Genomic DNA, 11,179 nt, shown 5'->3' on the forward strand with positions numbered 1-11,179 from the left:
TCTGCGTTTCATAGGACGGCAAGAAGGACGCTCTGTCGAGAGTTTTGTGCATGATCTCAAAGTGTTATCATATAACAATTTCGCAAAAATTCACTGACATTTCCTTGTCTCATGTTAGCGTAACGAAGCGCAGAGGTATTTGAGCGCGCTATTTTCAGGCACTATTTTAGGGAGACGACTATGAAACAGCTGATTACATTACTGCTTTCCACCTCTTTCCTAGCATCGCCTGCGTTGGCAGATGGTGGCTCTGCGGATCCAAAGAAATTCGACACACTATATCCGGGAAAAACCTTTTCTCCCTATGCTAAGCGCTCCTTCCCCAGCAACGTGTATTGGGGCGACACGCACCTGCATACAGGCATGTCCCTTGATGCAGGCTTGTTTGGAAACACGCTGGGCCCAGAAGATGCTTGGAAGCTCGCCAAGGGCGAAGAAATCACATCCTCCACTGGATTGCCTGTCAAGCTTGGGCGCCCACTCGACTGGATGGTGCTCACAGATCACACTGATCTGATGGGGTTTGCGATTGATCTGCAAGCAGGTGCGCCGAACGTTCTGGCTAACGAAAAAGGCGCAGAATGGTATGCGGGATTCGTCGCAGGCGGCGCCGCAGCAGGTGAAGCCGCTGTTGATTTGATCACAAACTTCACGCAAGGCACCCTCCCCGAGGAATTTTTAGAGTCCTACAGTACCGGGGCCCAAGCCTACGATGGCGTCTGGGAACGCATTATTGATGCAGCAGAAGACGCAAACGAGCCAGGGCATTTTTCGGCATTCATTGGCTTTGAGTGGACCTCCGTGCCTAAAGGGTTCAACTTACATAGGAATGTGATGCTGCGCGACGGTGCCACAAACGCTTTGCAGGTATCGCCACCAGTCACGGCTCCGCCGTATGGAGACACCGATCCGTTTCATCTTTGGAAATGGCTGGAAAACTATGAAGAGCGCACAGGCGGCACCGCGATGGCTTTCGCGCACAATGGAAACTTATCCAACGGCTGGATGTTCCCGATCGAAGACACCTATCACGGCGGCAAGGTCGACGAGGAATATGTTCGGTTGCGGGCGCGCTGGGAGCCGCACTATGAGATTACGCAAATCAAGGGCGACGGGGAGGCACATCCCTACCTTTCACCCGACGACGAGTTCGCGGATTATGAAAACTGGGATGTGGGCAATCTCGACATAACGGAATTGAAGACGGAAGATATGCTCGCTGGGGAGTATGGTCGAGAGGCGCTCAAACGTGGACTGCTCCTGGAAGAGAAGTTTGGGATAAATCCTTATAAATTCGGCCTTGGAGGGGCCACCGACAGTCACACCGCTCTCGCGACTGCGGAGGAGGAAAACTTCTTTGGCAAATCGACGAGTGTTGAACCAAGCGACAGCCGCATGACGCACCCATTCGTAAAATCTGAACTTGGCGTCATTGAAGGCTATCAGCTGCTTGCGGCGGGCTATACGGGGGTTTGGGCCAAAGAAAATACGCGCCGCGCAATTTTTGATGCCATGGCGCGGAAAGAAACCTATGCCACGACCGGGCCTCGTATGACCGTGCGTTTTTTTGGCGGGTGGCAGTTCTCCGAAGATGATCTGCGTACGCGCACGCCAGCCTTTGTCGGCTATGAAAAAGGGGTCCCCATGGGGGGTGATATGGGCCAACAGACATCAGAAGCACCGAACTTCATGATCCTGGCCGTACGGGATCCGATCGGCGCCAACTTAGATCGCGTACAAGTTGTAAAGGGATGGCTCGCGACCGATGGATCGCTGAATGAAAAAGTCTATGACGTTGCTTGGTCCGGCGACAGAGAGCAAGACGCAAACGGCAAACTGCCCGCCGTAGGCAACACGGTTGATCTGGAGGCCGCCAGTTGGGCCAACACCATCGGCGCTTCAGAATTGGCCACAATTTGGACGGATCCAGATTTCGATCCGGCTGAGCGCGCGTTTTACTACGTTCGCGTGCTGGAAATCCCCACTCCGCGCTGGGTCGTCTACGATAAGGTTCGGTTCGGCGTGAACATTCCAGAAGGCTCCGAACTGATCGGCCAAGAACGCGCGTATACCTCCCCTATCTGGTACACGCCGCAAGAAAATTGATACGCACGTTGTGCAGGCGGCAACACGTGATTGCCGCCTTTCACACGCAGCTCGTCTTGGCACTCTCAGATTACTTACACAGTTGGTGGCCTTTAGTCACCTGATGCGGCGCTTAAGTCCCAGTGGAGCTTAAGGACGCGCCAGTAACTTCTCATTCTTTTATGAAATCTTCTAAAGGTTTGGCGCCGTCGTTCGTTGTCTAGATAGAAGACATGAACGCAACCGCATACGAGCAACAATTTGGTGGGTGAGAGATCTAGCGCAGTCGATATAGCAGCGACTGATGCAATGGCTTGAAAGGCACGGATGGCAGCTACGGTCGCGCGCTCCCACGAAATCTTGGAATTGCTGTTCGGCGGTGGTGCTCCAATCAATCGAGGGACCTTTTCGATGCTCACTAGAACTCTGACCACCCTACTAACAGCGATTTTTGCGCCAATCACCGTCGCGGCTCAGGAGGCCACAACACCAGTGCACGCGCCGCAACACATTGCGACAGATACCGTTACGCTGGACTTTGCGGCCATGCCTGAGAATTTGAAGCTGGTCTACGCCGACGAAAATGGAGGCTGGATTGAAGTCTTTAAAGGCAAGTCAGGCGATCGCTACCTTATGGAGCGACAGTTTCCCGATGGTACATTAGACTATCTTGGCTACTACAATATCGATGGTCATTTGATCGCCCGCCATTATAGCTCTGGCAACATACGTACTTTTTCGCCGCACCATTGTGAACGCGTTGTTGGGGAGTGTCGTTTTAACTTTTGGAACACAGAAGGATCTGAAGGCACGTTGCACGTGCTCACGGAGCGTGATGACGACACATATATCACGGCTTTCTGGGAACTGGATTTCGCCAAGACATACCTGAGTTTTGTACCAGGCGAATATAATATCGCTCAATCCGGGATAAGCCCCCGCGGCATCGCCTTTGAACTTGTTGAAATGAGTGTTCAACACTAGCCGCATTTGCGACCGTTGTAAGCGTCCCTAGGAAAAACGAGGACAGAATGCCTGTCCTCGTTGGTTTTCACTGAATTCCAAATTACTCAAAGCGGCGCGACAGCGGTGCAAACTGTGACAAAGGTGTGCCTGATCGCTTCCCGCGACCATTTTCAAACACCACGAACCCTCGGCTGGAATAATATCCAAGAAATGCCATCTCCGCTCGTAGCTCGTTGAGATCGTCGGCTGAGAGGAAAAACCAAATGCGGCCCTCGTGATCGTATTCAATCCACGCACGCGCGGCGCCATCTCGCGCAAACTCAGGCACTTGGTCAAAGTGCTCTGATGCCAGCTGCGTGACTTCGTCTGTGGTGCCGATTACCATACGGCCCAACGTTTCACGATCCTCAGCACTCCAGATCAAATTGTGATCAGGTAGCATGCCGGACAAAATCTCACGTGCTTGCGCAACCTCAGCTTCTGTCGATACCGCTGCACTGGTGATGAAATCATCGGTGTTAAACGCGATCCCCAAAGTTGGTGCCAGCTCTTTGTCGACCGGACGACGCAGCATGTCAAAATCAGGATCCACACGCAGGCCGAGCACCGGTGAGGCCGCCGGTATCGCGAAATCCTGCTCAACCTCGTCCATATGCAAAGTCACATGCTGGACACCGGTTTCGGTTTCCACTTCAACAGGCACGTCAAGCAGGTATGAAGGCGTTGATTGGCGCAATACCAGTTTCGCGCCCTTAGCGGTTTTTTCTGCTTGAGCGATTGCAAGTGTCGGCAATCCTGCTTGATCCACCCACTGGGTGAAAAACGCACTCAAATCCGATTTGCTTTCCTGTTCAAACGCGTCTTGCAGCGCGTTCCAATCGGCGCGCACACCTTTGTTCTCAATGTAAAATGCGCGCAGCGCGGCAAAGAACACTTCGTCTCCCAGGCTCTCTCGCAAAAGGTGAAAAACCATTGCCGCCTTGCCGTAGCCTTCACTCTGATTTTGCTCATGACTTGCAGCGACAAACGCGCGCAGGGAAGACATCTCAGCATCGGAAAGCGCATCGAGATTGCGGATCCAGCCACGTCGCATCGCTGCCTCCTGTACGGGATCCTGCTTTGCCCCCACCCCGTAGTCAGCCAAATAAGTCGTCAGCCCCTCTGACCAATTGCCCGTTTCATAGTCCACGCGCACGGCATTGCCCCACCAGCTATGAAGGACCTCATGCGCGAGAGATCTGCCATACATGTAATCATGTGACAGCAACTCCTGGCCAACAAACGTCAGGCCCGCAAACCCCAACCCGACCGGAATGGGCGCAGAAACAACCGAATAGCTATCGTAGGGAAATGGCCCAATCTGTTTCTCAAAGTGGGAAATGTAGGTTTCGGTTGCGGCAAGATAACGGTTGGACTTATCAGCATCTTCTGTGTGGAAGTATGTGCGCACAGTTAGGTCTCCGACAGTGCGTTCAGCGACGTCATACCGACCGATGATCACCATAAGCTGATCGCTTGTGCCATCGAATGTAAAGCGCACATGCCGCTTTTCCCCTTCGATATCATCCGCGATGATTTTGCCGGTGACAGCGACTTGATCCGCGGCGTCCACCACAACTGTCACGTCATGGCTTCGCGTTGCATTCACACCTTTGGGAAGCCAGTTATCGCCCAAGATGTAGCTGGCCTTCTGGCTCCAAGCAGCTGTTCTAAGGGTGTCGCTCAACGGAGGCACATTGCCTGCAAAGGATCCGTCGTCCAGCTGCTCTGACAACCAATCCGCAGAAATGTCGCCCTGTTGGCAGCCATCGCATTGGATACGCAACGCGCCAGTTGCGCTGTCAAAGTGCATCGTCGCGGAAAGCGCCGTTTCTGCCGATGCAGCTCCGAAGGGGAGCGTCATAAGCAATATTTGCAAAACGCCTACTCGGAGCGCAGTCAAAAATGTGAAAGACATTTTTTATCTCTCTTTCGTTTATAAATACTCAAAGAGCGGGGCCAAGGCCCCGCTCCAAGTGAATGTGCTTCAAGGAAGCGCTTCATCTGCGCCAGTCCTTTGCTGGATCAGAAAGTGTAGTTGCCACCGATCCAGACTGTGCGCCCTTTCACATAGGGGTTGGAGTCCGTTGCCGTGCCGTTCTGTTTCTCATCCAGCAAATTGTTGACCCGCACATCGAGGCGAAACTCATTGCCCGCGCTGTTGGTGAAGAGACGGATCGAGCTGTTCAGGTGCAACTGCAGCTGACTTCCGAAGGCATGATCTTCGTATACATCATACCGTTCGCCATCCGCAGGGTTGGTATACCGGTCCCCTGTCTCGACGGCCCCAATATAGCTGTCTGTCATATCAGCAATAAGACCGAGGCGTACGAGATCGTTGCTCCAGCTTGAACGAAGTTCAACAGAGCCACGCAATGGGATATCCAGGTTGCCGCGCACAGTGTCAAATTCATTTCCGACATAGCCATTGCCTTTGTACCAAATACGATCAGGTACCGCGGTTTCATTTGCAAAGTAGGAGTTGTGCGATGTCTTGCGATCCGCCCAGGTCAGAGAGGTATACAGCCCGACGGCATCAAGGAAGCGGATGCTGGGGGTATTCCATGTCTTTTGATACTCAAGCGAAATCGACTCATAGTCACTCGAACCGTCATTGGTCAGAAGGTTCTGCGCGCCACTCAGCATGGTTGTCTCAGATTGCGCGAAGAGATCTTTGCCTTTCCGCTTCAGACCACGCAACCGCCAGATCCCATTCGTCCAGGCATCGCTATAGGACATCGAGACACTTAATTCGTCATTATAAGGCGTCTTAAGGTTGCTTGAGGTGTACGATTTAAGCCCTTGACCGAAGCTCGGGCCCCAATCCGCAAGCGGATTGCCAAAGCGTAAACTGCTCATAGGACCCGGCGTCGCATCGTGCACGGCATATGACAGATGGTTGTCATCGTAGTACCGGTTCGCACCGAACGAGAGGGAGAAGTTGTCCGCTGCGTTCCAAGTTGCAGACAAACGCGGCGCAATATCGAAGTTGTCAAAAACATCATTATAGTCACCGCGCAGACCGGCGCGCAGGGTCCAATCTCCAAAGGTCTGGTCTGCTTCGACGTAAAGGCCGACCTGTTGTGCGGTTACACTCACATCGTAAGCGTCTTGCGCGGTTCGGAATTGCAAGAACTGATCAGCATTACAAGTCGGATCACCGGGCAAGCATGTGCCTTGAGCGTTGGCTGCTCCCAGAAAATACTGCTCAAATCCGCTGCCGACATTGTGCACGTCAAAGTACTGATATTCGATACCGGAGCGGAAGTTACCGTTGCCGACCTCTGCATTTAAGTCAGCGGCAAGCGAAATACGGTTGTCAGTGATCTGCTTAGAACCCTGACCGCCCGTGAAACAGTTCTGCACACCAGCTGTGGGGTCGGGTGAACACCAATCCAAACTACCAGACAAATCTGCATCACTGTGGTTTATCCCTGACCACAACAACAACTGGTTTGAGCCGGACTCGTTTTCAACTTCGTTACGCTGCGCAGACACTCGGAAGTCCAAAGTCGCATTCCGCAAGAAGCCAACATCATGCAGTTGTTTCTGGTATTCAACGTCCGCCATCAAAGACTGCGTTTTGATGTCGAGGTGGCGATCATAGCTTTCTGGTATGTCCCAAGTCTGGCCATAATCCGTATAGTTTACACGCGCATTGAGCGCATCGCCGTTATCCAATTCATGTGTCACAGCAAACCGATAGAAATCACTGTGTGATTTTGAATCGACCCAATCTGATCCGTATTGAATTTCACGTTGCTTTTGAGTGCTCGCGCGTTGCGTCGAGTAGCCGAACAACACCGCAGTGCGATCAGAAACAGGTGTGGAATAATCCAGCGCGAACGTGGACTTTGTCCATTCTGGCTTGGCCCGGTTCTCTGGATTCTCACCGTCCTCTGTTGCCAAAGAGTACTTGGCCATATTGTCGTCTTGGTAGGAGAAATTGACAGATCCCCTCGGCCCTTCAAGATCCGGCTTACGCAGCTTGTAGTTCACGACGCCGCCAACGAAACCGCCGTATTTTGCCGAAACATTTGAGTCAAAAACTTCCGCCTGCTCCACAAAGCTGGTCGGAACAAACTGGGTCTGAGAATGGAGACCATATAGCTCAAACAGAACTGGAGTTTCACCATCTTTAGGAGCGTACTCGCCTGTGGGGCTGGACAGAGAGTTCACACCAACACCGTCAATCATGATGTTGTTTTCATTCACCGCAGCGCCAGAAATTGACAGATTCAGCGGCTTCAGATTCAACACATCATCGGTGTGTTCACCGATATCGTTGGGCACCCCATTGGTGTATCCCCCACGGTTTTGTCCAACATCCGTACGTGTCTGCACATTTGGCAACGTACCGATGGCGGTATTCGCGTCCTCGCCAGTTGAGCGGTATTCGATCGCGCGCGCGTCCAGTACCACCTGCCCGGTATTGTTTGGGTCGTCGGGATTGATCGGTTGGCCAGTTTCAGGATCGTATGAAACGATGATCGTTCCAAGATCCACATACTCTTCGCCATCATCCAAAGTGATCACATTCTGTGACACCTCTTCTCGCGAAACGATCACGCCGTTTTTGCCGACACTGCGCACAGACATACCTGTGCCCTCAAGCAGCGCCTGCAGCGCTTCTGTGGGTGTCATAAGCCCGGTGACGCCTTGGGTCTGAGTGTCTGCGATCACGCGCGCGCTTGCTGCGATGCGTAGGCCAGTCTCTCGCCCAAGTTCGGTAATTGCAGTGGCAAGCGGCTGGGCATTGATATCAATGGTTTGGGCCTGCTCTGCCTTGAGAGCTGCAGAAAACAAAGCAGACAAGCTCAACGCCAGGGCAGTGGTATTGCGTAGTGATGTTTTTTTCATAGGTCTCCCGCGCCGAAGCGCGCTTTTTCGAGTGGCTTTCACTGAGAGAACGAACCAGAAGACCAAACCTTTAGAAAAAAGATCAGGAATTTTATCTTTTAGCGATGACGGACACGACGTAGGGCATGGAAATGACTTTCGCCCCCATTAATTCGACCACCAGATCGAGAGATTGCTGCGGATCAGACAGATCAAAAGACCCAACAATTTTTGTGTCTGAAAGCGTCGCGTCAGTCACGATTAGCTGCCCAGGCATGCGCCGATCCAAGACATCGACAATTTGCGCAAACGTCATATCATCAGAGATCAAAACGTCATTGCGCCAACTTGCGGTTTGTGACGCATCAAACTTGGTGAGGCGGGCTCCAACATCATCTGACCAGACCAACCGATCACCGCGCCGCAACTGCCACGACGCGTTTTCAATAACGACATTCACAGCCCCTTCAGCCACCGAAACCATACCGCTGTTTTCATCGCCCGTGACTTCAAACGCCGTTCCTGTCACCTGCACACGCACATCGCCTGCGGTCACAACGAAAGGACGACTTTCCGTTTCAACATCAAAAAACGCTGCCCCTTGTAAAAGGTGAACATGCCGTTCATCTGCATCGCTTTTGTCAACGAAAGCAGATCGTGCATCAAGTGCAAGGTAATCCCCGCTGTCCAGATGCAGCGCTTGCGTATCATATTGCGTGTAAACATCTGCAATCAGAATATGGCGATTTGCCTGAAAGGTAACATACCCCGCGACCAGAACAGCCCCGGCAAGCGCAAGCGAGGCCACGCCAGGTCGCTTGGCACGCTTTGCCGTACCCGTGACACTCCAGACTTGTAGCATTTTATGATAAGCGAGGCGCTCTTCTTCTCCACGCGCAAGAAATAACTCCCGCTCTCGCAACAGTTTAGGGTCTTCAGGATTGTCTCTCAGCCTCAGAAAAATGTCTGTGGCGTCACGTATCCGCTGGATCTCGTCTGAGTCTTGCATCACTTTTAAATGTCCTGAAACGGGCAGTTGTAGAAAATCGCCTAACCTGAACGCAAAGGCTTCAAATCAGTCTTCGAACACGACCACAAGTCGGACAATCGCATCAGATACAAGCTGACTGGCACGAGACTCCGAGACTCCCAGTCGTTTGCCAACTTCTTTCAGCGTCATGCCTTCGATGCGGCTATACCGGAAAGCCAAGCGCACCTTCGGCGGGAGTGTTTCAACCAATTTGATAACATTGTGAAGCTGTTGACGTGCCAACACCACGCGCTCAGCATCAAGCGCGGTCTCATCCAACAGGCGCTGGGTTTCAATCGCTTCGAACTCAATGCGGCGCTTGCGATGCCAGTCAATCGCAAGATTTTTCACAATACGCAGCAAAAGCGGGCGCGTATGCTCCGCCGGATATTGCTTGGCGTTCCAGCGTATCCAGCTCTCCTGCACCAACTCTTCGGCCACAGCATGGCTATCTACAATGCGGTACGCCGCAGCGATCAGCCTGTCCCGTTCATCAACAAAGGTATCCAAACCGGTCGCATATGTTGGATGGGTCATTGCCAGCCCTTAATAGATGGATGAGTTGGGCTTGCTCCATCCGGGCTTGCTGTATGCGCTTTACACGGGCGGTTTCATAAGAAGAAGAGGAGATGAGTTCTTTGACGGTCGCTGCCTAAAATTCATCCAGAACCGGGGCAGAATAGTCACAGTAAATTTATCGGAATAAACTTGGAACCTCGGCGAACAGGACATTGCCCTTTAGCGATTGAAACAAATGCCCCTCGCCTCATGCAACTGCGGCGACAACATGCCGAGGGTCAGTCAACACCGATAATGTGTTGCTCACCACGCTGACGCGCCAGCATCATTTGTTTTTGGCGCTCTCTAAATCGGGCTTTGTCTGCCTCCGAATAGTCATCAACACACTGATGACAACTCACTCCGGCTTCATAGCCCTGGCGCTCCTGATCCTCTGGCAGAATAGGACGACGGCACGCGTGACACAGAATGTGCGGGCCTTCCTTGAGACCATGGCCAACGGAGACCCGGCCATCAAACACGAAACATTCACCACCCCATGTGCTCTCTTCTTGGGGCACCTCTTCCAGATACTTCAAGATACCGCCTTTGAGATGGTAGACGTCTTCCACCCCTTGGCTCATCAGAAAGTTTGTGGACTTCTCGCACCGAATGCCACCTGTGCAGAACATGGCGACCCGCTTGTTGTGAAAGCGCTCTTTGTTTTCATCCCACCAAGCAGGGAAATCTCTAAACGACGCTGTTTCCGGGTCAATCGCGCCCTGAAACGTACCAATGGCAACCTCGTAGTCATTGCGTGTATCAATCGTCACAACGTCGGGAGATTTTATCAATTCGTTCCAGTCCGCAGGATCCACGTAGTTGCCAACATGTGCAGTCGGGTCGACATTGGGCTGGCCCAGCGTGACTATCTCTTTCTTGAGCTTGACCTTCATCCTCGGAAAAGGCTTTTCAGCTGCCGTGCTCAGTTTCCACTCAAGATCGGCACATCCGGGTAATGACTGAATATGCCTGATGGCTGCTTCAATCCCTTTCTTAGGCCCCGCAATGGTGCCGTTTATCCCCTCATGTGCCAGTAACAAAGTTCCGGTGACACCTTCGCTGAGACATAGCTCCAAGAGCGGTGCACGCAGGGCTGCGTGGTTGTCAAAGCGGGTAAAGTGATAGAGAGCGCAGACGGTAAACATGGCATCCCAATACGCCCATTTGCCCTTCGCATCAAGGCAGACTAAGTCAGTGGCTTGACCAGTTGCGGAACACAACCTGTGCCAGAAAGCTTGTCTGTCTCGCTATGCCACGAATTCAGCACCTATATAGAGCTAGAACCGAAGGCATTTACTTCCAGAGTGCTTCCACAGACGATATCGTTGCGCGGCAAGAAGTCGCCCTCTAGGGCGCTAGTATATTGATATAGCTGCATTAATGGTTGCGGGAGTAGGATTTGAACCTACGACCTTCAGGTTATGAGCCTGACGAGCTACCTGGCTGCTCCATCCCGCGGTGGTGTTGATCGCGTGCTTTTTTGTGCTTCGATCTGTTTTCCTTCAGGTTGATTTTTTGATCTGAAGGTTGGTTTTTTGTTATCGTTTTGAGAGATATTTGAGGTCGTTTGATAGGTTTGGCGATGACCTACTCTCCCACAGCTTAAGCAGCAGTACCATCGGCGCAACGGTGCTTAACGACCGGGTTCGGAATGGGACC

General features: G+C 52.4%; 7 protein-coding genes, 1 tRNA gene and 1 rRNA gene. 2 read left to right on the forward strand and 7 right to left on the reverse strand.

Annotation, left to right across the window (positions count from 1 at the left end; all coding sequences use genetic code 11):
• Nucleotides 1-180: 180 nt before the first annotated feature.
• Both J7413_RS04330 and J7413_RS04335 read left to right on the forward strand, forming a co-directional pair.
• Nucleotides 181-2,106 carry a DUF3604 domain-containing protein gene (locus J7413_RS04330; protein WP_209096689.1) on the forward strand — a complete coding sequence of 642 codons (1,926 nt, stop codon included), beginning with the start codon at nucleotides 181-183 and terminating at the stop codon, nucleotides 2,104-2,106.
• A 306-nt stretch (nucleotides 2,107-2,412) separates the two neighbouring features.
• Nucleotides 2,413-3,069 (forward strand): hypothetical protein, encoded by a 657-nt coding sequence (locus J7413_RS04335; RefSeq protein ID WP_209096690.1) that lies wholly within the window; start codon nucleotides 2,413-2,415, stop codon nucleotides 3,067-3,069.
• A gap of 82 nt (nucleotides 3,070-3,151) precedes the next feature.
• Here J7413_RS04335 and J7413_RS04340 read toward each other — a convergent pair whose 3' ends face one another.
• The 7 genes from J7413_RS04340 to rrf all read right to left on the reverse strand — a co-directional run.
• Nucleotides 3,152-5,008, reverse strand: a complete 1,857-nt coding sequence (locus tag J7413_RS04340) for a M1 family aminopeptidase (RefSeq protein ID WP_209096691.1) — start codon at nucleotides 5,006-5,008, stop codon at nucleotides 3,152-3,154.
• Between the two features lie 107 nt (nucleotides 5,009-5,115).
• Entirely contained in the window at nucleotides 5,116-7,950 is a 2,835-nt protein-coding gene (locus tag J7413_RS04345) for a TonB-dependent receptor (protein WP_209096692.1), read from the reverse strand.
• A 91-nt stretch (nucleotides 7,951-8,041) separates the two neighbouring features.
• Nucleotides 8,042-8,938, reverse strand: coding sequence for a FecR domain-containing protein (locus tag J7413_RS04350; protein ID WP_209096693.1), 897 nt, complete (start codon nucleotides 8,936-8,938; stop codon nucleotides 8,042-8,044).
• A gap of 66 nt (nucleotides 8,939-9,004) precedes the next feature.
• A complete protein-coding gene (locus J7413_RS04355) occupies nucleotides 9,005-9,496 on the reverse strand; it encodes an RNA polymerase sigma factor (protein ID WP_209096694.1) in 492 nt (163 codons plus the stop codon).
• 260 nt (nucleotides 9,497-9,756) lie between these two features.
• Complete coding sequence (locus tag J7413_RS04360; RefSeq protein ID WP_209096695.1) at nucleotides 9,757-10,665, reverse strand: rhodanese-related sulfurtransferase; 909 nt, start codon at nucleotides 10,663-10,665, stop codon at nucleotides 9,757-9,759.
• Nucleotides 10,666-10,901: 236 nt separating this feature from the next.
• Nucleotides 10,902-10,978, reverse strand: a tRNA-Met gene (locus J7413_RS04365).
• 116 nt (nucleotides 10,979-11,094) lie between these two features.
• Nucleotides 11,095-11,179 (reverse strand): 5S ribosomal RNA (gene rrf / locus J7413_RS04370); the annotation flags it as partial.

The organism is Shimia sp. R10_1 (assembly GCF_017744095.1).
GTDB lineage: Bacteria > Pseudomonadota > Alphaproteobacteria > Rhodobacterales > Rhodobacteraceae > Shimia.

Excerpts from the sequence above, each read along its gene's own strand:
- J7413_RS04330 (WP_209096689.1), top strand. The coding sequence starts at position 181 with ATGAAACAGCTGATTACATTACTGCTTTCCACCTCTTTCCTAGCATCG.
- J7413_RS04335 (WP_209096690.1), top strand. The coding sequence starts at position 2,413 with ATGGCAGCTACGGTCGCGCGCTCCCACGAAATCTTGGAATTGCTGTTC.
- J7413_RS04340 (WP_209096691.1), bottom strand. The coding sequence starts at position 5,008 with ATGTCTTTCACATTTTTGACTGCGCTCCGAGTAGGCGTTTTGCAAATA.
- J7413_RS04345 (WP_209096692.1), bottom strand. The coding sequence starts at position 7,950 with ATGAAAAAAACATCACTACGCAATACCACTGCCCTGGCGTTGAGCTTG.
- J7413_RS04350 (WP_209096693.1), bottom strand. The coding sequence starts at position 8,938 with ATGCAAGACTCAGACGAGATCCAGCGGATACGTGACGCCACAGACATT.
- J7413_RS04355 (WP_209096694.1), bottom strand. The coding sequence starts at position 9,496 with ATGACCCATCCAACATATGCGACCGGTTTGGATACCTTTGTTGATGAA.
- J7413_RS04360 (WP_209096695.1), bottom strand. The coding sequence starts at position 10,665 with ATGTTTACCGTCTGCGCTCTCTATCACTTTACCCGCTTTGACAACCAC.